This is a genomic window from Bacteroides sp. 90-K9/2 (assembly GCF_047310725.1).
In the GTDB taxonomy this organism is placed as follows: Bacteria; Bacteroidota; Bacteroidia; order Bacteroidales; family Bacteroidaceae; genus Bacteroides; species Bacteroides vicugnae.
In genome coordinates this window covers 166,857-190,479 of the sequence record NZ_JBCGVL010000002.1, presented here as the reverse complement: position 1 = coordinate 190,479, position 23,623 = coordinate 166,857, and the positions used below count along the sequence as shown (strand labels likewise).

General features: G+C 42.5%; 11 protein-coding genes and 1 pseudogene. 7 read left to right on the top strand and 5 right to left on the bottom strand.

The window, feature by feature from the left end:
- Nucleotides 1-12: 12 nt before the first annotated feature.
- The 5 genes from AAHJ11_RS08305 to AAHJ11_RS08285 all read right to left on the bottom strand — a co-directional run bounded on the left by AAHJ11_RS08305 (nt 13) and on the right by AAHJ11_RS08285 (nt 11,047).
- On the bottom strand, nt 13-3,219 hold the full coding sequence (locus AAHJ11_RS08305; protein WP_413579320.1) for a SusC/RagA family TonB-linked outer membrane protein: 3,207 nt from the start codon (nt 3,217-3,219) through the stop codon (nt 13-15).
- Between the two features lie 247 nt (nt 3,220-3,466).
- Complete coding sequence (locus AAHJ11_RS08300; protein WP_320974728.1) at nt 3,467-3,910, bottom strand: cupin domain-containing protein; 444 nt, start codon at nt 3,908-3,910, stop codon at nt 3,467-3,469.
- Nucleotides 3,911-3,939: 29 nt separating this feature from the next.
- The gene (locus AAHJ11_RS08295) at nt 3,940-5,061 is read right to left on the bottom strand and encodes an aldose epimerase family protein (RefSeq protein WP_234131806.1); all 1,122 of its coding nucleotides are present in this window, start codon (nt 5,059-5,061) and stop codon (nt 3,940-3,942) included.
- 12 nt (nt 5,062-5,073) lie between these two features.
- On the bottom strand, nt 5,074-9,111 hold the full coding sequence (locus AAHJ11_RS08290) for a two-component regulator propeller domain-containing protein (protein WP_258978811.1): 4,038 nt from the start codon (nt 9,109-9,111) through the stop codon (nt 5,074-5,076).
- 37 nt (nt 9,112-9,148) lie between these two features.
- Nucleotides 9,149-11,047: a hypothetical protein gene (locus tag AAHJ11_RS08285; protein ID WP_320974729.1), complete on the bottom strand. Its 1,899-nt coding sequence runs from the start codon at nt 11,045-11,047 to the stop codon at nt 9,149-9,151.
- 239 nt (nt 11,048-11,286) lie between these two features.
- On the opposite strand from AAHJ11_RS08285, the gene AAHJ11_RS08280 reads away from it, so the two are divergent.
- The 7 genes and pseudogenes from AAHJ11_RS08280 (at nt 11,287) to AAHJ11_RS08250 (ending at nt 23,504) form a co-directional block, all read left to right on the top strand.
- Nucleotides 11,287-13,248 carry a sulfatase gene (locus AAHJ11_RS08280; RefSeq protein WP_320974730.1) on the top strand — a complete coding sequence of 654 codons (1,962 nt, stop codon included), beginning with the start codon at nt 11,287-11,289 and terminating at the stop codon, nt 13,246-13,248.
- 200 nt (nt 13,249-13,448) lie between these two features.
- Nucleotides 13,449-13,574, top strand: a pseudogene (locus tag AAHJ11_RS08275) (ISAs1 family transposase); the annotation flags it as partial.
- Nucleotides 13,575-13,793: 219 nt separating this feature from the next.
- Nucleotides 13,794-15,443 (top strand): DUF6377 domain-containing protein, encoded by a 1,650-nt coding sequence (locus tag AAHJ11_RS08270; RefSeq protein WP_148367767.1) that lies wholly within the window; start codon nt 13,794-13,796, stop codon nt 15,441-15,443.
- Nucleotides 15,444-15,654: 211 nt separating this feature from the next.
- The gene (locus tag AAHJ11_RS08265) at nt 15,655-18,654 is read left to right on the top strand and encodes a TonB-dependent receptor (RefSeq protein WP_320974731.1); all 3,000 of its coding nucleotides are present in this window, start codon (nt 15,655-15,657) and stop codon (nt 18,652-18,654) included.
- Nucleotides 18,655-18,696: 42 nt separating this feature from the next.
- Entirely contained in the window at nt 18,697-20,160 is a 1,464-nt protein-coding gene (locus tag AAHJ11_RS08260) for a RagB/SusD family nutrient uptake outer membrane protein (protein WP_413579418.1), read from the top strand.
- Between the two features lie 36 nt (nt 20,161-20,196).
- Nucleotides 20,197-21,711 carry a SusF/SusE family outer membrane protein gene (locus AAHJ11_RS08255; protein WP_320974733.1) on the top strand — a complete coding sequence of 505 codons (1,515 nt, stop codon included), beginning with the start codon at nt 20,197-20,199 and terminating at the stop codon, nt 21,709-21,711.
- A gap of 14 nt (nt 21,712-21,725) precedes the next feature.
- Nucleotides 21,726-23,504, top strand: a complete 1,779-nt coding sequence (locus tag AAHJ11_RS08250; protein ID WP_320974734.1) for a glycoside hydrolase family 66 protein — start codon at nt 21,726-21,728, stop codon at nt 23,502-23,504.
- The last annotated feature ends 119 nt before the right edge of the window (nt 23,505-23,623 follow it).

The window sequence follows — 23,623 nt, the reverse complement described above, 5'->3', positions numbered from 1 at the left end:
TTTTTATCCTAATTAAAATGCTACATTAACACCAAATACGAAAGACCGACTTCTGGGATAAGCACCGAAATCAACGCCCGGAGTCAGAGCATCGCTCATTGTAGAAACCTCTGGATCAAAACCTGTATAAGGTGTCCATGTCAGCAAGTTGTTTCCAGTGGCGTATATACGTAATTTGCTTAAACCAAGCTTATTAATCATTCTTTTAGGGAATGAATATCCGATGGTTATATTACTAAGTTTCAGATAGGAAGCATCTTCCACAGCCCACGAATGAATGTATGTATTGTTCGAACCGTTGTCACCAAATACAGCAACGCTTTTTCCCCTGTTTACAGCCGCCAGTTCTTCCGGATTCTTAATCAATTCTCCATTGCTGTTTACGGTTACCCAACGGTTAGCTTCATTGGCTATTGCCAACACGTTCTTATTGGTCAAAGCTGTTTTTGTATTAGTCAGTTTCGTGGCATTAAGTACTTCTGCTCCGTAGCTATAGGTCAAAAAAATGCTCAAATCAAAATCTTTCCAAGTAAAGGTATTGTTAATACCACCATAGAAATCAGGAAATGCATTACCGATAACAGTCTTGTCATTTTCCGTAATCAAATTATCCTCACTACCATCCACATTCTTAAATTTCCAATAACCCGGTTGAATTTGTTTTTTGTCTCCATGATAAGGAACCCCATCCTTCAAGGTATAAGTATTAGTCGTTGCATCATAATCGAAATCGCTTACCTGATACAGACCATCTGTAACATAGCCATAGAACTGTCCTAAGGGTTGTCCAACTGCAATTTGATGGGACGCACCGGCACCAGAATAACCAAAGCTTGCCAAATACAACTGTACGTCTTCACCTGTCAGCTTGTTGACTTTGTTCTTATTATGAGATAATGTAACAGTCGTATTCCATGAGAAATTCTTGTTGGTGAAGTTCACTGTATTAATAGTCAAGTCGATACCGATATTTTGAGTTTCGCCTGCATTAATAATCATATTCTGATAACCAGATGAGTAAGGCAATTTGGCCGCCAACAACAAATTACTACTTCGGTTGATGTAGAATTCCGGAGAGAAAGTGACACGTTGATTCAAGAAACCAAAATCCATACCTAAATTGAACGTCTTGTTAGCCTCCCATTTCAAATCGGGGTTAGGAACTTGATTGGAAGCATAACCAGCCTGTGCGCCGTTGCCATTAGCAGCTGTAACAGAACTCATGATTGCCAGACTCTGATAACTGTCGATTCGGTTATTACCTGCCAAGCCATAACCGACACGGAGTTTCAAATCAGAGAAGACATTCAAATTCTTGATGAATTTTTCTTCACTCAAACGCCATGCAGCAGAAAATGCCGGGAAATATCCCCATTTATTGTTCTTTCCGAATTTTGAAGAACCATCGGCACGTACTGAAGCTGTAAACAGGTACTTGTCCAACAAGCTGTAGTTTACGCGAGCAAAGAAAGAAAGCAGCTTATCATCATAATTCTCAGAAGAAGTAGGAGTACTTGGTGTTCCTAATGAAAGGTCGCCCAGTCCGATTTCGTCATTCGGAAATTGAGTAGCACCTGCTGAGAACGAACGTGCCCATTTGCTTATAAACTCGTGGCCAACCATTGCAGTGATATCATGTATCTTGTTATTCCAAGCATAAGTCAAAACATTGGAAGTCTGAAAACTATTATTTTCGAGATTCGTAATAGTACCTTTGATACTGGAACGCTTAGCTGTTTGCGATTCTGCACCATAGAACACATCATTACGACGAGTTTGATAAAGCATACCTACTGTACTGCGAAACGACAATCCTTTTAGCAATTTAATCGTAGCACCTCCATTGGCTTGGAAAGTACGCCACTCTCTATCATTAATTTCTTCGGCAGCAGAAATTAGAGGATTCTGCATTACATTACCACTGTCATCAGCTAAAATGGGGTCTTCACCTGCCAGAAGTTCTGCATCAGTTCCTTGAATACCGATTGTGGGGCGGTATTGTAGGATATGTTGCATCTTATTGAAACGGTCGCTATCTCCTGAAGTTCCCATGCCTTCTACACGTCTCTGGTCATAACTGATGCGAGAATTTACCGTGAGCCATTTGTTAACTTCATGATTCATGTTAAAAGAGATATTGTGTTTCTTAGTACCACTATACACCATAGCTCCTTCTTCATTATAGAACGAATAAGCCAAACTATAATTCATCTTTTCAGTCTTTCCGGAGACTGCAACACGATAGTTCTGTGTTAAAGCTGTACGTCCCAGTGCTTCATCTTGCCAGTTAATTCCGGGACGATTGGCATAGTTGGCTTCGATATCACTATATTTACCATATCTTTTCTCCCATGATGTCATACCGTCAGCACCAGCATCACCTGTATTCATTCTCCACAAGGTGCGTTCGTAATCCAGTCGTACAAACTCGTAAGGAGAAAGTACATCGAGCTTTTTGGCCAAAGTCTTGAAGCCTACATAACTATCAAAAGTGACTGTTGCTTTGCCGTGGGATTTACTACCATTCTTGGTGGAAATCACTACAACACCATTGGCACCACGTGCACCGTAAATAGCTGTGGCGGAAGCATCCTTCAGTACGTCAATCGTTTCTATTTCAGCGGGATCTAGGCTAGCCATACCATCTTCGCTGGGAAATCCATCGATAACATAAAGTGGTTCATTACTCTGGGTAATTGAAATTCCTCCACGTACGCGTATGGAAACAGTAGAACCTGGAGCCCCCTCACTTTGTTGTACCATCACACCAGCCATACGTCCGCTCAAAGCTTGTGTTACATCACTAACTGGAATTTTAGAAAGTTCTTGTCCGCCTACTGAAGCTACCGAACCGGTTAAATCCTTACGTTTTACAGTAGCATAACCAATAGCAACAACTTCGTCCAGCATCACAGCATCAGCCTTTAAAGTTACGTTAATTACACTTTGATTATTGACCTTCACTTCCTGTGAAGTCATCCCCACATAAGAAAAAATCAGCACATCTTTAGATGCATCTTTTACTTTTAAAGTATAGTTACCATTTATATCGGTAACTGTTCCAACCCCGACAGCACCTTTAATAGTAACACTACTTCCAATCAGTTCATATCCTTCGCTATCAACCACCTTACCGGTTATTGTCAGACTTTGTGCGTATGCAGCCATACTAACAAAAGCGAGGACAAACATTAAAAATAATTCTTTTAATTTGTACATACATAAATAAATCTAAGGTTTAACTTTAGAATTTTTCGATAACAAACATACGACAAGTGCTAAAAAAAGGGTAAAAGTATTGTTTTTAATCTCCCCATTTTTCCACTTTTTTCATATCAATATTGTTCACCATGTAATAGTTTTGTGCAAAAACAGCCTTATAGATACCTAAAACACAGGGTGTTGTTTTAATCAAATAGTAAATTTATGTATCTGATTACACGCCCTTTAGGTTGTTTTTCAGTACTTATTTCAGAAAATCCGCCCGCATCGGAGCAAAACAATCAATCAAAACTCCAGGTTCCAGACAAATGCAGCCATGTAAGATGTCTGGTTCAATATAAATACCGTCTCCTGCTTCCACAATTTTCTTTTCATCACCTACCGTAAATTCGAATTTACCAGTTGCTACATAAGTCGTTTGCGTGTGATAGTGGGTATGGGGAGTTCCTATGGCCCCTTTCTCAAACTTAACTTTAACCAGCATCAGTTGCCCGTCGTAACCCATGATTTGCCTGGTCACGCCTTCATCAGCGGGTTCCCATGCTTTGTCCTTTTCATAAATAAAAGTGCCACTTCTTGTTTTCTTTACAGAATTGTCGGGAATTTCGTTATTGGCACATAAACTCGTTATCACCAAAAGAGGCACTCCAATTATAAACATGCATTTCTTCCATACTTTCATTTTCATAATTAATAAGTTTTAGTTGATTAAATATATTATTCTGATATAGTTTCAAATTTATAAATAGTCATTTGGCGGTATATTTCTCCCGGAAACAAGCTTGTAGTTGGAAATTGAGGATTGTTAGGAGCATCTGGAAAATGCTGCATCTCAAGGCAAAAGCCATAATACCGGCCATACTTCTTGTCGTCATGTCCGGCAAGATAATCCATGTTCGAATTCGGAATATAAAACTGCATACCTGGTTCAGTGGTGTATGCTTTCAGAACTCTGCCGGATATGGGTTCTACCACAATAGCCGCCAATTCCAAAGAATCTGAATACCTATTCAGTTTATAGTTGACATCATATCCTTTCCCCATTTTCCGTATTCGTTTTTCTGCCCGTTGTGGAGTAGTGTAATCATATACAGTTCCTGCTACGGCCAGTATCTCTCCGGTAGGAATGCCTGTAGAATCGACCGGAGTTATGGAATCTGCATTAATCCTATAAATATGGTCCAACACCGGTTCTTTACAGCCTGTCAGGTTGAAATAGCTATGGTTCGTAAGATTGATTACCGTAGGCTGATCTGTAGTAGCTGTATATTCCAAGATAATCTCATTCTGATTAGTAAGTTTATAAGCTACTGAAAGATTCAGATTTCCGGGAAATCCCCCTTCCAGGTGCGCACTTCTATATTTAAAAATTACGATGGCCGTATCTTTTACTGTATAGAATGTGTCCGTTTCAAAAATCCGGTTATTGAATCCTTTTGCCCCTCCATGGATGGAATGGCCTTTATTGTTTTTTTCCAGATGATATATCTGCCCGTTCAATTTGAATTCGGCATTTTTGATTCTGTTGGCAAACCTTCCCACCGTAGCACCTAATTTAGGATGTTTTCCTAAATAATATTTCAAACTATCAAACCCCAGAACTACATGTTCAAAGTTTCCTTGCCTGTCGGGAACGGAAATATCAGTCAGAGAAGCGGCGTAATTCGTCACCTTAACAGACATTCCGTTTCCATTTACCAAGGTGAAAAGCTCTATAAGTTTGTCTCCACTCCGAATACTATCACTCTTAGATACTGACAACTGATATGAAGCCGATTGACTGCACGAAACCGATAGAACTAAAACTGCTGTCAAAACTAAAATAAGGTGTACTTTCATAAGTAATAAATATCATTTCTTTACATACTCTGTCGGCAAGCATCCGATATATTTTTTGAAGCGTGCTGCAAAATAAGAAGGTGTATTATACCCTACCATAAAGCTGATTTCGGAAACAGTATATTTTCCTTCTTTCAATAATTGGCATGCATGGTTGAACCGTATCTTGTGAATAAAATCAATGGCAGATTTTCCTGTTATCGCTTTTAATTTGAGATGAAGATTTGAACGGCTCATATTCATTTCACGTGCAAACTGTTCCGTAGAGAATTCTACATTATCCATGTTCTTCTCAATGACAGCAATGGCCTTTCGCAACAGTTCCTCGTCCATTGTATTATTCGCAAGTTTTTCCGGTTCAATTTCCATCATCTTGGAATACCGCTCGAAAATGCGGTAACGTGTGCGTAGCATATTCAGTATCTTAACCTTCAACACTTCCATAGAGAATGGTTTGGCGATATAATCGTCAGCTCCTACCTGCAAGCCTTCCAACTGGTACTTGACATCCACTTTGGCTGATAACATATAAACCGGAATATGGCAGGTACGTAAATTCTGTTTCACTAACTTGCATAATTTCACACCGTCCATTACAGGCATCATGACATCTGTAATAATCAAATCGACTTCCTGGTCTTTCAATATATACAATGCCTTTTGTCCGTTCTCCGCTTCCAAGAGATTGAAGAAAGCAGACAGACTGTTTACTATGTATTGTCTCAGCTCCCTATTATCTTCTACCACTAGGATGGTGCCGCGTTTACCGCCTTCATCATCTGTATTTTCTTCCTTTTCCAACTTCTCATCATCACTAATATAGATGTCATTTGCATTGGTGGAATATACACGTTGATCTCCTGCGTCCCCACTTCTGCCAGACAGTTCCTCCCGGGTATATACAGATTTATCCTGCGGTAGATAAATTGTAAAAATGGACCCTTTGCCTACTTCACTCTGAAGAACAATCCGCCCATGATGCAGTTCAACCAAGCGCTGAATTAAAGAAAGTCCGATACCGCTTCCTTCACAACCATTCTCCACCTGATAGAAACGTTCAAAAATCTTCTCCTGTTTCTCGAGCGGAATGCCAATACCAGTATCGGCTACTTGTAATACAAGGTTGTTATCTTCCTTATAGAGTTTCACGGTTATGCTTCCGCCGACTTTGGTGTATTTAAAGGCATTCGAAAGCAAGTTATTTGCAATCAGATCCAAATAGTTTTCGTCGAAAAGCACATTTTCAACTTGTAGTTCTGTATAGAAATTATAGTCTATATCTTTTCTTTTAGACAGACTTTCATAATTCATAAAGCAGTTTAGTACCCGTTTAGAAGCATTGGAGTACACAGCTCTGAGTTCAAAGATTCCTAATTCTGCACGTCTGAAATCCATCAATTGATTGACCAAGTGCAGTAGACGGTTGGCGTTCCGCTGGACATAGGACAATAGCTCATGTTCCCAATGCCCGCTGATATGGTTGAGTAATTCCTGTAATGGCGCAACAATCAAGGTCAACGGGGTTCGTAATTCATGTGAGATATTTACATAAAAACGGATTTTCATTTGGTTGATTTCTTCCCGTTTTTCCTTATCGAGTCTTTCCATGCGTATTTCAGCTTGCATATTTTTGCGCAGCCAAAAGAACCGTACACTACCGAATACCAGCAAGGCAAACGACAGAATAAATAAAGTAAGTGCCCACCAAGTACAATACCAAACCGGCAGTATGCGGATGTGAAGCATAGTGGGATCCTCATTCCATTTTCCATCATTGTTCGCCGCTTTTATGCAGAAAGTATAGTCTCCTGCCGGTAAATTGGAGTAAGAAACGAGACTGATATCATTTTGCTTATACCATACATCATTATACCCTTCTAATTTATAAGCAAAAGTATTATGCTTACCTGCTATATAATTGGAGACGACAAACGAAATGGAAAATGAATTCTGGGATGACGACAAAGTTATATGGTCAACGTACGCAATGTTCTTTTTCAAAATACCGGTTTCATCATCCGGCAGTACCTCCTTATTATAGACAAATAATTTATTGATTACGGGTTTAGGGGTATAAGGATTATCGATCAATGTTTCAGGACGGAATAAAGTAATGCCGTTGACTCCTCCAAACAGCATATAACCATCGTCTTTTCTGCAGTAAGCTCCTGCATTAAACTGATTACCTTGTAATCCGTCCATAATCGTAAAATTACGGAATTTTCCACTTTCCAGATTCAAGCAACTCAATCCCTGATTCGTACTTATCCATAAACGACCGTAGGCATCTTCCAGGATACCGTAAATAACATTGCTCGGCAAACCGTTTGCTGTTGTATATTGCAAAAATTGCTTGTCACCCTCTTTCAAAGCAAATAAACCGTTGCGGGTTCCAATCCATATATATTGGGAAGAAGATTCGTAGAAACAATTCACAAATGCCTGCTTCAGTATAGAAACTATTTGAAAATCTGTATTAATGAGTAAGGAGGTACCTATCTGATTAAAAACCGAGACTCCCATTTTTCCTCCGGCCCATATACGTTTCTTGGAATCCCGAAACAACAAACGGTTATCTTGCTGCAATTTATGCCCGTTCCTATCTTTATCAACAATCGTGAAGCTGTGTTTAACCATATCAAAGTGGAATAAACACTCCAATGATGCCACCCAAAGTCCCTCGTGCCCATCAGAGATTATAGAATAAATATTATTACTCGGCAAATTGCTGTTCTGGCTATTATAATATTCCACATGACCGGATTTCCGGTGCAAGGCCATCATTCCTCCGGCATGTGCTCCTACATAGACCTTATCTTGCGCCTCATCCACATATACTGTTTTAATATCTTTAAAAGGTGCACTCACATTACCCAAATTAAATAAATAATTCTTATATTGTTGCGAAATATTATCATAGAAATTCAACCCGCCATTACTCGTACCGATCCACAAGTTATGCATATTATCCTCAACAATACAACTGACTACATTATCACTAAGTGAATTTAAGAACGGAACATGCTTGATACGCTGAAAGCGGTTACACAAAGGATGATAGTAATTCAATCCTCCCCAGTATGTACCCAACCACATACCGCCTTGCGAATCTCTGAAAATGCTTCGGACTGAATTCTGTGACAAACTTCCTTCCTGAATCTCCGAACTTTTTATAGACGAAAAGTTATCTGTACCTTCCTTGTAGATATTCAATCCTCCATAAGTTCCCACCCATAAACGATTCTCCGTGTCCAATGCCAAAGAACGCACATAGTTTGAGTTTAATCCGGATTTACCATCTGCATGACGGTAATTTTTCCATTCTTTTGATTTCACGTCATATAAATAAAGCCCATCTCCCTCTGTTGCCAACCATATTTTATTAAACATCTGGCACAATATAGCATGTATTTTCACACCGGCAGGTATATTCACCAGCTTCTCCAGAACACCGCTTGATAGAGTATAAATATACGCGCCATCTTCGGCACCTATATAAATGCAATCGTCCTGGCGTACCAAGGCAGTAGGTTGCAATCTATGCAAGGAAGAAGACAATGTATCATTCAGGAAACATTCCTTCTTTACATCAAAAAGCAAGATACCTTCGGCAGTTCCCAATATCAACCAGTCTTTTTTAATTGATACAATATTGGTTACAGCTACATTCAAGCCATTCTTTTTATAATAATAATTGGAGAAAGCATTCTTTTGATGGTTGTAGAGAGATAATCCCTCACGAGTACCAACCCATATCCGGTCTGAATCATCTACTGCAATGCAGTGGGAGATGTCACTGGCAATGCTACTGGAATTTGTATATTGATGACGATATACAGTAAAATTATAACCATCATATTTATTTACACCATCATACGTAGCAAACCATAAATTTCCTTCTTTATCCTGATTAATAGCAAAAACTGTACTGTGTGACAAGCCCTCTTTCAGACCAATATGGGAGAAATAAATATCTTCGGTTACACCGGCATTCAGCACACAGGGAAACAATCCTCCTAAAAGTACTAACAAAAATTGCAGTGTTTTCATAGTTCTAATCCATTATGAAGCAAATAGATGAAATATATTAGCAAAAATAGATATTTATCTGTATTTTCTTATCAGTGCCTTTCGGTATTATTTGCAAAGGTATAAAAGAAAATCCGGGAACCGGATTGAAGATTCGTCCATCTCCATCGGTCGGTGCCACTTGTATATTTCCAGATTCGCAGGTGATATGCAATACACCTTTGTTCTTCTTTATACAAACTTCACGGGCAGTTATTTCCACCTTTTCTTCAGGCGATGCGATAACCGGCAGCATAAGATAAGCCGATTCATTGCAATGCTCCACACTTATGCTGACTCCTTGTTCCGAGAACGCATAATCCATCGCTACAGATACTGCTCCTTGTTTCGGAGACTGTTGATTAATATCAACCAAATGAGTCTGTACATCAAACCGGCAGATTTTGTTTCCGGTAAAACAAGTGATGTCCGTGGCCAAATCATCCAGATTACTATATGCAACCCCATCTTGAATTAATTCAACTCGGGGAGTACCTCCCATCAGATATTTACGGGTATTGCTCTGCATATTAGGAGCTTCAATCAGTTTATATTGATTCATAGTTGCAGCAAAAACAGGCCCTGCTTGCGCATGCCACAGCAAAGAGAGGGCACCTCCCATAGGATGAGTCCCTTTTACCTTATATTCAGCATCATATCCGGTAAACGTAGCACGCCAAGCTCCTTGGGACAGAAGCCAAGTACGAATATCTTTAAAATACTTCATGCCATAAACAGCATCCCGGGGAAGGTTACCCGAGGAATTTATCTTCACAGGAGGCAGTTCCAAGAAAGATGCTAATGCTTTGGCGTGTCCAAATGTATGATGAATACAGGGAGGAATACCGGATGCGAGATAATGCATTCCTCCATAAAGAAGACCGCCATGAGTCGCCTTATCCAGCAAACGGATATTGCGGTGAATGGCCTCCAAATATTCCGGATGACGGGCAGCCATTAGATAATAGCCTCCCATAAATCCGTCACTGGTACGTCCACCCCAGTATGTCCACTTAAAACTGCGTGTGCCCCAACTGTTATCCCAAGCACCGTCGGGCAACATAAATTCCAGATGGGTATTCATGGAACGTTCTACGAGTGACAATAATTCCGTATCATTCTCCATCACTGCATAATATGCCATATTGGGCAGGGATTCTTCTATATTATAAAGTAAATCGACCGGACGACAGCCGTTGCTAGTTTCAGAACTGATATTCGGTCCTTCACCATATAGGAAGCAATTATTTCCCGTGAAATAGCTTTTCAGTCCGGCAGCTATCTCTCGGGCTTCCATCTTGAAATCAGGGCGGTTACACAGTTCACCGATAGCGTACAAGGCATAGGTTGCAGAAGCTGAATAATTGACGTTCATATTCCGCATACCTTTCCGCTTGCGGCTATAAATAAAAGGATTGTCCATTATAAACTCACCGGCATTCAATAATTGTTGCTTCCAATGGTTACGGGTCGAGTCATCCAGTAAGTGCCCATGATAATGTAAGGCCTCGTAGAGGGCAATAGACGCAAATACCGTAGTACCGTTCCAGTCCGAAATATGTACATCATTCATCCATGAACCATCTGGACGGTGCACATTCTCCATCCACGCCATTAGGCGCTTGGCTCCGAGCAGATATTTGTGGTTGCCAGTCTTTTCCGCCAGATACATTAAAGGAAGTACGGCATCTCCTATTCGCCCGTGCATGCGGGCACATGCAGGGCACAAGACGCCTCCGTCAAGTGCGGAATCAGGATGGATGCACTGATAGGTCAAAAAGGTGTCCATCCATTTCGTCAACAGCTTATCTGCTTCACAGCGTAGTGAATTATCAAAAGAATTTCCATTCACATTTCGTGCTTGTCCTGACAAAAATGATACATAAAATAGTATCATTATAAAAAACATGTTTCTCATATCTTTTGCGTTAGATTTCAATATTTAAAATTAAAATTTTATCCTCGGTTTCTTATCTTTTTTTATCCAATATCATATGAATAGATGTTTAAGCGTCTTGCAATATTGTTGAATCGATATTAATTTTGTTGAAAAATTATTTGCCGAGACAATATTAACACACTTTTGAACATAAGAAAATCTCCGTTAGACACAAACGGGCTATTTTAGCAGAAAGAAACAAATATACTTAACATTTTATGAGACACTTACCTTTATTAATGTGTACCGCCTTCTACGGATTGTATTCCGCACCTACAGAGGCAGCAGACAAAAAAAACGAGAGGCCAAATATTCTTTGGCTCACCTTTGAAGATACCAGTGCATACGAATTCGGTTGCTATGGCAACAAAGGGGTACATACCCCCAATGCGGATAGTCTTGCTTCCCGCGGCATACAGTTCATGAACGCATGGTCTGTAGCTCCCCAAAGTTCGGCGGCCCGTTCTTCACTTATCACCGGATGCTACTCGAGTACCTACGGAATGGATATCCATCCCGTACCCTATGATACACCCGCCGACATCTTCTTTCCCCAGAAATTGCGTGAAGCCGGATATTATTGTACGAACAACAGCAAGACACATTATAATTCCACCACCGACAATAAAATATGTTGGGACGAGTGCAACAACAAGGCTTCCTACAACAGTTCAAAACGGGGAAAAGATCAACCTTTCTTCGCCGTGTTCAATACGGTAACTTCACATATGGGACGCATTCGTACTTTCCACACCGACGGACGAAGAGACTACACGCAGGAAGGTATCTACCCGACATTACTTTCATTGCCCTCCTATGTTCCCGATTTGCCGGAAGTACGTTCCGATTATGCCGGTCATCTGGAAGCAGTACAAGACGTAGATATTTGGCTGGGCCTCTTCCTGAAAGATTTGAAAGAAAGAGGATTGGATGAAAATACGATTATCTTCTTCTTCAGTGATCATGGCGGTTGCGTACCCCGTGGTAAAGGATATTTGTACGAAAGCGGTCTAAGAGTACCTTTGATAGCCTACTTTCCACCCAAATGGCAACATCTGGCGAATCAGGCTCCAGGCAAAGAGTACAGTTTGGTCAACTTCACGGATTTGGGACCTACTGTACTTAGTCTTGCAGGGATAAAGCCACCCAAACAGATGCAGGGCAAAGCACTTTACGGCAAGTTTGCAAATAAAGAAAAACGTGAAATGCAATTTGCATTGGCAGCCAACCAGCTACATCATTTCATGCCGGTACGTGCCGTTACTGACGGACGATTCAAGTACATCCGCAGCTATATCCCCTACCGCCAGTTTGCCTTACGCAATTATTACCAATGGGGGATGCCATCCAATAAAGCCTGGGACAAGCTGGTGTTGGGAGGACACAATACCAACCCCGATTGGGGGCAGGCTTTTGAAGCCCATCCGGCAGAAATGTTGTTTGATCTTGAAAAAGACGCGGGTGAATTACATGATTTGTCCGATGTGCCCGAATATGCAGCAATTCTCACTAAAATGCGCCAAGCACTGTCTGACCATATCCGCACTACCTGTGACTTGGGATTTTTCCTTCCTACCTCACGTATCGGACATATACTTTATGATAAAGTACGGAAAGAGAAATATCCGTTGGATGACTTGTATGTCCTTGTCGAGACAGCTGGAACGGCAACTACCGCTTCCCTTCCTTTATTGGAGAAAGCAATAGCAAGCTCTCTGCCGGAAATGCGGTTCTGGGGAGTAGTGGGATATGCCAAACTTGCTAGAGAAAAACAAATTGGGACTTGTCCGGAAATCTTATTGGCGCTCCTCCAAGATGACAATCCTTACATCGCTTCTGAAGCTGCCTATGCCGTTGCCTATCTGGGCAAAGCCGAAGAAGGTGTTTCACGCCTGATTACTCCCGTTTTGGAAAAAGACAGAAAAATAGCTTATTCATCACTGGAATGCCTGTCATTAGATCCTAACATGCGCGATTGTATCCGTCCTTTCCTGCCGGATCTAAAAGAAGCTGCGGAAACCTTGCCACGCCTTGAAAACGAAGATGCCGGTCTCATGGCACGGGGGATCCTCGTAAACTTGGGTGAAATGGATATCAACAACCTTCATGGTCCCGAAGCTTATCAAAGAGGTCTGAAGTTAAATTACGGTCGCAGGCCAATAGTGCCGCTACCTAACTAAAAGAATAAATTTATATGTAATGTAATCGAGATAGTAATTTTATTGATTTTCGTATGTACTTTGCCATGTCTGAAGTTACATCTTCGGACATGGCAAAGTACATATGCCACACGCATTGATATGGGAATGGCTACCCTTACAATGGAATGCAGGTATTTTTTTAGGCAATGAATAGAGGATAAGACTGCCTATATGCCTAAGATAATTGCGAAGCACTCCAGGATATAATAGAGTTTAATCTTAGTGAGGATACGAGATGCTATTTATATCACGCAAAAAGATACTTTGGGGAAAACAAGGGCATGGAAGAAGTGAATAATAGAGAATAAAAATTTTCAATACTTTCCCTAGTAAGGAGTGACCGGAATAAAAGAATTAACAATGACTGCATATTGATTATTATAAATACAATTATTGTGTTTATAATAAATCCGTTTTGCTCTCTCTTTAAAAAAGATTGTTTTTTCTACCTGCAATAATCTTCTCCTGAAAGCCGGAAGTTTCTGAAAGACTTTTATCTTTGCAGATATAATACATGCGGCACTATGAAAAAAGTTATTCTGATTTTTGTGACAATCGTCCTTTCTGGTCTGCTTTATGCAAAAGATAATAAGAGTACCGATGCGTTGCTTCGTGAGATTGATGGTATCATTAAAAACCGCCAGACTTATGGAGCGGAAAAGGAGGCACGAATTGCTGACTTGAAGAAATTGTTGGTTGAGGCTGCTTCCGATGAGCAGCGATATGGTTTTTGCGGACGTCTTTTCGATGAATACCGGGCTTATAATCTGGATTCGTCTTTTGTCTATGCCCAACGGAAAGAGGAACTGGCACATCGTTTAAATAAACTGGACTACTTGGATGATTCTGCCATGAATATGGCGGAAGTGATGGGAACTACCGGAATGTATAAAGAAGCCCTCGAGTTATTGGGGAAAATTGATAAGAAAACACTGCCCGACTATCTATATGGCTATTATTATCATCTGTACCGCACTATTTATGGATTGATGGGTGATTATGCCGTTACGGAGAAAGCCAAGAAAGAATATTACCGGATGACGGATTTATACCGGGATTCCCTGTTACAGATCAATGCTTCCGACTCTCTGGGGCACGCATTGGTGATGGCAGATAAGTGCATCGTTCATGCCCGATACGATGAAGCGATTGATATGCTGATGGAATATTACAGTAAACCGTCTTTAGATGATCATGCACAGGCAATGATTACTTATACCATTTCCGAAGGCTATCGGTTGAAAGGAGATAAGCAGGGGCAAAAACATTACCTGGCTCTTTCGGCCATTGCCGATTTGAAATCAGCGGTAAAAGAATATGTGTCTTTGCGCAAACTCGCTTCTCTTGTTTATGAAGAAGGAGACATCGACCGTGCCTACAACTATCTGAAATGTTCCCTGGAGGATGCCACCCTTTGCAATGCCCGTCTTCGTACCCTGGAAATCTCACAGGTCTTTCCTATCATCGACCAGGCCTATCAATTAAAAACCAAACGTCAGCAGCAGGAGATGAAAGTCTCATTGATTTGTATCAGTTTGCTTTCCGTATTTTTGTTAGTCGCCATTTTCTTCGTTTACAAGCAGATGAAAAAGGTTGCTGCCGCACGTCGCGAAGTGATCGACACTAATACGCTCCTGCAAGAACTGAACGAAGAACTTCACGATTCCAATTCGCAACTGAAAGAAATGAATCATACGCTTTCGGAAGCCAACTATATCAAGGAGGAATATATCGGGAGATATATGGATCAATGCTCCACTTATCTCGACAAGATGGATTTATACCGCCGTTCCCTGAATAAGATTGCTGCTGCCGGAAGGGTGGAAGAACTATATAAGGCTATTAAATCTTCGCAATTTCTTGATGAAGAACTGAAAGAGTTTTATGCGAACTTCGATGTGACTTTCCTGCAACTCTTCCCCAGTTTTGTGGAAGATTTTAATGCCCTGCTTACCGAACCGATGCAACCTAAACCGGGAGAACTGCTGAATACCGAACTTCGTATCTTCGCTCTCATCCGCCTTGGAATTACGGACAGTACTAAGATAGCGCAATTCCTTCGTTACTCCGTCACTACCATTTATAATTACCGGACTCGTGTCCGTAACAAGGCTGTGGGAGAAAGAGATGAATTTGAGGCTAAAGTAATGCAAATAGGGAAGGTGGAAGAATAAGAAAACCACTACTTTTTTAGTCCGACTTCTATTTTGTAACGTTCTTATATTTAGTGGTTTATACTGTGGGATACTGTATAAATCACTATATTTTTGCTATCTGCTTTAAGAAGCAGTATGAAATGTGGATACTTTTGTTTCACGGTCATTTCAGCAATGACACAGAGAGTAAAACAAAAGTAACCCTAATATTAACTTTAAATTAATGTACATGAAACAGAGTATGAAGTCGAAAGGCTTTGAACGCCGCCTCTTACTAATAATGTGGGGCTTGTTCCTATCTCTTAGTGCATTCGCACAACAGATTTCAATAAAAGGACATGTCGTAGATGCCACGGGCGAACCGGTGATCGGTGCTAGTGTGGTAGAAAAAGGTACAACGAACGGTACAATTACCGATGTAGACGGTAATTTCTCATTAAGCGTTCCGACTAACAGCACGCTGACTATCTCTTTTGTCGGCTATAAAATGCAGACAGTTCCGGTGAACGGGAAAAACTCTTTGAAAGTAACCTTGCAGGAAGATACGGAAGTATTGGACGAAGTTGTAGTAGTGGGTTACGGAACGATGAAAAAGAGCGATCTGACCGGAGCGGTATCTTCTGTCGGAGTGAAGGACATCAAAGACTCTCCGGTGGCCAATATCGGTCAGGCAATGCAAGGAAAGGTGTCCGGCGTGCAGATTATCGATGCCGGTAAGCCGGGTGATAATGTCACCATTAAAATCCGTGGCTTGGGAACAATCAACAATAGTAACCCGCTGATTGTCATTGACGGAATACCTACCGACTTGGGATTGTCTTCCTTGAATATGGCCGATGTAGAGCGGGTGGACGTATTGAAAGATGCTTCGGCAACAGCTATTTATGGTTCGCGTGGTGCGAACGGTGTGGTGATGATTACCAGCAAACGGGGTGCCGAGGGTGCCGGAAAGGTGACGGTAAACGCTAATTGGGCGATTCAGAATGCCACTAAAGTGCCCGATATGCTGAATGCTGCGCAATATGCCGCTTTGAGCAATGATATGCTGTCTAATAATGATGATAATACAAACCCTTATTGGGCAGACCCTTCTTTATTGGGAACAGGAACGAACTGGCTGGATGAAATGCTGCGCACGGGAGTGAAGCAAAGCTATTCGGTTAGCTATTCCGGTGGTACGGAAAAAGCACATTACTATGTGTCCGGTGGTTTCCTTGACCAGTCCGGTATTGTGGAAAGCGTTAATTACCGTCGTTTCAACTTTCAGGCAAATAGCGATGCCCAAGTTAATAAATGGCTGAAATTCACTACCAACCTGACATTCAGTACGGACGTGAAAGAAGGAGGAACTTATAGCATCGGTGATGCAATGAAAGCACTCCCCACCCAACCGGTGAAGAATGAGGACGGCAGTTGGAGCGGTCCCGGACAGGAGGCGCAATGGTACGGAAGCATCCGTAACCCGATCGGTACACTGCACATGATGACCAATGAAACAAAAGGATATAACTTCCTGGCAAATATCACCGGAGAGATCACCTTTACCAAATGGCTGAAGTTGAAAAGTACATTCGGTTATGACGCCAAATTCTGGTTTGTCGACAACTTTACTCCGGCTTACAACTGGAAACCGAATCCGGTAGAAGAATCTTCCCGCTATAAGAGCGATAACAAAGCATTTACCTATTTGTGGGATAATTATTTTGTATTCGACCACACTTTTGCGCAGAAACACCGGGTAGGGGTGATGGCAGGTTCTTCCGCCCAGTGGAATAACTACGATTACCTGAATGCTCAAAAGAATATCTTCATGTTTGATAATATCCACGAAATGGACAACGGCGAGAAGATGTACAGTCTTGGCGGTAGCCAGAGTGACTGGGCACTGCTCTCTCTGATGGCACGTCTCAACTATTCTTACGAAGATAAATACCTGCTTACAGCTACTGTGCGTCGTGACGGCTCTTCCCGTTTTGGTAAAAACAACCGTTGGGGAACATTCCCTTCCGTTTCGCTGGCATGGCGTATCTCCCAGGAGAACTGGTTTCCGAAAGACAACTTCCCGGTGAATGACCTCAAACTGCGTATCGGATACGGTGTGACCGGTAATCAGGAAATCGGTAACTATGGTTTTGTTGCTTCCTATAACACAGGAGTCTATCCTTTCGGCAACAACAACTCCACCGCTCTGGTATCTACTACTCTCTCCAATCCGAATATTCATTGGGAAGAAGTGCGCCAGACCAACTTCGGTGTAGACATGAGCCTGTTCAATTCACGCGTCAACCTTTCGCTGGACGCTTATATCAAGAAGACAGCAGATATGTTGGTGAAGGCTTCCATTCCTATTACTTCCGGTTTTGAAGATACTACCGAAACCTTCACCAATGCCGGTAAGATGCGCAACAAAGGGGTGGAAATGACCTTGCGTACTATTAATTTGAAAGGGCTTTTCTCTTGGGAGTCTGCCTTAACAGCTACTTATAACAAGAACGAAATTCAGGACTTGAACAGCGAAACTCCGATGTTTATCAACCAGATGGGGAACTCATACGTGACTATGCTTAGAGCCGGTTATCCGATTAACGTATTCTACGGATACGTAACCGACGGACTTTTCCAGAACTGGGATGAAGTGAACCGCCATGCTACCCAACCGGGCGCTGCTCCGGGTGATATCCGTTTCCGGGACTTGAATAACGATGGAGTTATCAACGATGAAGACCGTACCGTTATCGGCAACCCGAACCCGAACTGGTTCTTTTCTCTAAGCAATAATTTCTCTTATAAGGGATGGGAACTTTCCGTGTTCCTGCAAGGCGTATCGGGAAACAAGATTTATAATGCCAACAATGTAGACAACGAAGGAATGGCAGCCGCTTACAACCAGACCACAGCCGTACTGAACCGCTGGACGGGAGAAGGAACAAGCAACTCCATGCCGCGTGCTATCTGGGGAGACCCGAATCAGAACTGCCGTGTATCCGACCGATTTGTGGAAAACGGTTCCTACCTCCGTCTGAAAAACATTACGCTTTCGTATACACTGCCTAAAAAGTGGATGCAAAAGATTCAACTGGAAAATGCCCGCATCTCTTTCTCTTGCGAGAATGTGGCGACTATCACCGGATATTCCGGCTTTGACCCGGAGGTTGACGTTAATGGTATCGACAGTAGCCGCTATCCTATCTCACGTACGTTCAGCATGGGTTTGAACTTTAACTTTTAAATCAGGAGGAAGAATATGAAAAAGATAACAACTTTGGTAATGATGTTTGCCATGCTGGCATTGACCTCATGCAACGATTTCTTAGATAAATATCCTAAATATGGCGTCGATCCCGAATCGGAAGTAACGAACGAGATTGCCGTGGCACTGACTACTGCCTGCTACAAGACTCTTCAGTCATCCAATATGTATAATCAGCGTATCTGGAGCCTCGATATTATCGCAGGTAACAGTGAAGTAGGCGCCGGAGGGGGAACCGACGGACTGGAAACTGTGCAGGCTTCCAATTTCATAGCCCAGAGTGATAATGGCTTTGCTTTGTACGTATGGCGTTCTCCGTGGGTAGGTATCGGACGTTGTAACATTGTGCTTTCCAATCTGCCTTCGGCGGCTATCTCCGATGAGGTAAAGACTCGTTGCATGGGTGAGGCTTATTTCCTGCGTGCACATTACTACTATATTCTGGTTCGTCTGTATGGAGGTGTGCCTTTGCGCTTAACGCCGTTTGAACCGGGAGAATCTACGGATATTGCCCGTAATACGGTAGATGAGGTATATGCCCGGATTCTTTCTGACTGCAAAAATGCGGTAAACATGCTTCCTCCGAAAAGCAGTTATGGAGACAGCGATAGAGGACGTGCCTGCAAAGAAGCTGCAATGGCTATGCTGGCGGATATTTATCTGACACTGGCGCCCAATCATCGCGAATACTATAATGAAGTAGTAACTCTGTGTGACAACATTGCTGCGATGGGATACGATTTGACTCAATGCAATTATGCCGATAATTTCAATGCTACTATCAATAATGGTGCGGAATCCCTTTTCGAAGTACAATATTCCGGTAGTACGGAATATGATTTCTGGGGCGGTGATAACCAATCATCCTGGCTGTCGACTTTTATGGGACCTCGTAACTCAAGTCTGGTGGCCGGTGCTTATGGATGGAACCTGCCTACGGAAGAATTTTTCAAGCAATATGAGGACGGTGATTTGCGGAAAGACGTAACTGTCTTGTATCAAGGTTGTCCTGCTTTTGACGGTATGGAATACAGACGTTCCTGGTCGAATACGGGTTATAATGTGCGCAAGTTCCTTGTGTCGAAGACTGTTTCTTCGGAGTATAATACCAATCCCAACAACTTCGTAGTATATCGCTATGCAGATGTTCTATTGAAGAAAGCGGAAGCATTGAACGAGCAGGGACATCCCGACCAGGCTGCCGAACCATTGAATATCGTCCGTAAACGTGCCGGACTGGCAGATGTGCCGACTGCTCTGACGCAGACTGAAATGAGGGAGAAGATTATTCATGAGCGCCGGATGGAACTTGCCTTTGAAGGACACCGCTGGTTTGATATGATCCGTGTGGATAATGGAAATTATGCATTGACATTCCTGAAATCCATCGGCAAGAATAATGTGACCAAGGAACGTCTCCTGTTGCCTATTCCGCAGACAGAGATGGACTCCAATCATCTGATGACTCAAAATCCCGGTTATTAATCTGTTTTATAATCATTCATTTAGATAAATAATATCATGAAGAAATATATATATCAGTTGTTATGCTCTCTTTTCATCGGCGGAACGATGGTTGCCTGTGCCGAAGATTATATGGAGACAAATAAAGGACATGATACCCTCACTCTTTCGGTGAATCAGCAGGACTTGGTGTTGAACGAAAAGAACCATAGTCAGGAAGCACTCGCTCTCTCATGGACTACCGGAACGAATTATGGAAGTGGTAACCGTATCTCTTATACGCTGGAGCTGGCAAAAGCCGGAACGGACTTTGCAAATGCTTATTCGGTGGATTTAGGTACGGGAACGTATCAATGGACTAAGAAAGTGGAAGAACTCAACCAATTCCTGAATACACAGTTCGGTATCGGTTATGCTGTGAAAGCGGAGTTGGAGGCACGTATCACAGCGGTTGTTGCCGGAATGGAAGAGCAGAAACAAAGTGCGACGACTGCTTTTACAGTGACTACATACCAGCCGGTTACTACTACGCTTTACCTGATCGGTGAGGCTGCTCCGAATGGATGGGCTGCCGACAATGCGACAGCGATGGAGCGTACGGATAACGGACAGTTTACATGGACAGGAAAACTGAACGCCGGATCATTGAAATTTATAACGACATTGGGACAATTCTTGCCGTCGTACAACCGTGACGCCACTGCCGGGGAAGCACTCCAGCTGACTTACCGTACATCGGGTGACCAGCCGGATGAGCCGTTTGTAATCGATGAAGGGGTAACCTATATTGTAAAAGTAGATCTGCTCAATCTGACGTTGACACTGACTGAAACGGAAGATATCGGTTGGAGATTTGACGAGTTCTTCATTGTCGGTTCGTTCACCGGAAATGGTGGCTGGGGATTTGAGGCACTGTCTAAAGATGCTGTTCAGATGGATTTGTTCCATTATGGAGCTGTGATTCCTTGGGAAGCAGACGGAGAATTTAAGTTTAGCTCTGTGGCGGACTTCGGCCAGTCGGATGCTTTCTTCCATCCTGCCGTAGCAAATGCTCCGTACACTTCGACGTCAGTAGTGCTTGGAGGCGACGATAATAAATGGCAAATGAAAGAGGCTGAATGTGGCAAACCTTATAAAGTATGCTTCTATACAGGCAAAGGAAAAGAAAAGATGCTGATGCGTCCGTTCACTCCTTACGCAGGATTGTATCTGGTGGGTGAGGCGACTCCGAACGGATGGAGTTTGGACAATGCTACGCCGATGACTAAGAGTGTCGACAGTCCTTATATCTTCACATGGAGCGGTACGCTGAAAGCCGGTGAGATGAAGATTTCCTGCGATAAGCAGTCTGACTGGAACGGAGACTGGTTTATGGCGGATAAGAACGGTAAAACTCCGACGGGTGAAGTGGAAACAGCTTTGTTTGTCACTAAATCGGATGCAGAGTTGAGCAGTATGTATCCGGATGCAGATTTGGGTGGTCTGGACTATAAGTGGAATATTCAGGAGGCCGGTTCTTATCAGATTACGATTGACCAGTTGAAAGAGACGATCTCGATTGTGAAACAATAAAACAAGAATTCAAGATGAAAAAAATAATATATCTGGTAGCTGCTTTCCTGTGTATGGCTTGCAGTGATGATAATGAGTCGAACCAACAGAATGGAGGAGCTTCGGGCGGTGTTACCGAAGTGACTCCGGTAACATCGGATTTGAGTGTAGACCTGTCGACAGACAAGGCTTTCTACAAACCGGGAGAGAAAGTGGTGTTTACAGCGGATGACGCTCTGCCTGCCGGAACTAAAGTACGTTATCGTCTTTCGGGTGAAACGGTGGGAGAAGAATCGGTAAATGGTACGAGCTGGACATGGCAGCCGCCTACCACTGATTTTAAAGGGTACATGGCAGAGCTTTATCGTCAGGAGAACGGAACGGATGTAATAGTCGGTACGATTGCGGTAGATGTATCCAGTGATCCGGCACGTTTCCCGCGTTATGGTTTTGTCGCTGATTTCAGTCAGGAGAAGACAGCCGAAAAGACACAGGAAGAGATGGAGTATCTGAACCGTCATCATATCAATTGGGTGCAGTTTCAGGATTGGCATAATAAACATCACTGGCCGTTGGGCGGTACACGTGTACAGTTGGATGAGGTATATATGGATATCGCTAACCGGGAGGTTTATACAAGTTCGGTGAGGAATTACATTGAAGCGCAGCATCGTTTCGGTATGAAGTCTATGTTTTATAATCTTTGTTTCGGAGCGTTGAAGGATGCTGCTGCGGATGGAGTGAAGGAGGAATGGTATCTGTTTAAGGATGCTTCTCACACTACTAAAGACAGTCACGATCTGCCGGGCGGATGGAAAAGTAATATTTATCTGGTAGACCCTTCTAACAAGGAATGGCAGAAATATCTGGGCGAAAGGAATGACGATGTATATGCAAACTTTGCTTTCGACGGTTATCAGATAGACCAGTTGGGACGACGTAGCACGCTTTATAATTATAGTGGTATTCCTGTTAACTTGCGTGAGGGATATGCCTCTTTTATAGATGCAATGAAGCAGGTGCATCCGGACAAGAGCTTGGTGATGAATGCGGTGAGCCGTTACGGTGCCCGTCAGATAGGGGAGACGGATAAAGTGGATTTCTTCTATAATGAAGTATGGGCGGATGAGGCTGATTTTACCGATCTGAAAGCTATTCTTTATGAAAATGGAGTATATGGCGATTATCAGTTGAATACGGTTTTTGCAGCTTATATGAATTATAACAAGGCGGATAACCGGGGGGAATTTAATACGCCGGGTATTCTGCTGACGGATGCTGTTATGTTTGCTTTGGGCGGTTCGCATCTGGAATTGGGAGGCGATCACATGTTGTGCAAAGAGTACTTCCCGAATGAGAATCTGACAATGAGCGAAGAGCTGAAAACAGCGATGGTTCATTATTATGACTTCCTGACTTCTTATCAGAATCTGCTTCGTGACGGAGGTACGGAGAATAGTATCACCATGAATTGTACCAACGGGGAAATGAGTCTGAATGTATGGCCTCCCCAACAAGGTTCGGTCACTACTTATACCAAGCAGGTAGGCAACAAGCAGGTGATACATCTTCTTAACTTCTCGCAGGCAAACAGCCTTAGCTGGAGAGATGTGGACGGCACGATGCCGGAACCGACCTTGATTACGAAAGCTGCTTTACAAATGAATCTGCCGGCCAAAGTGAACAAGTTATGGGTAGCCTCTCCTGATGTACATGGAGGCGCTTTGCAGGAACTGGCTTTTACGCAGGAGAACGGAGTTGTTTCTTTCACATTGCCGTCTCTGAAATACTGGACAATGGTTGTGGCTGAATAAAAATGATTGTAAGTCTTCTAGCAAACTAATCTTATATTATTAGGCACGGATTTCACGGTTTTTAGAATGATGGAGTATGTAAAACAACAGCGTTAATCCGTGTAATCCGTGCCTTAATT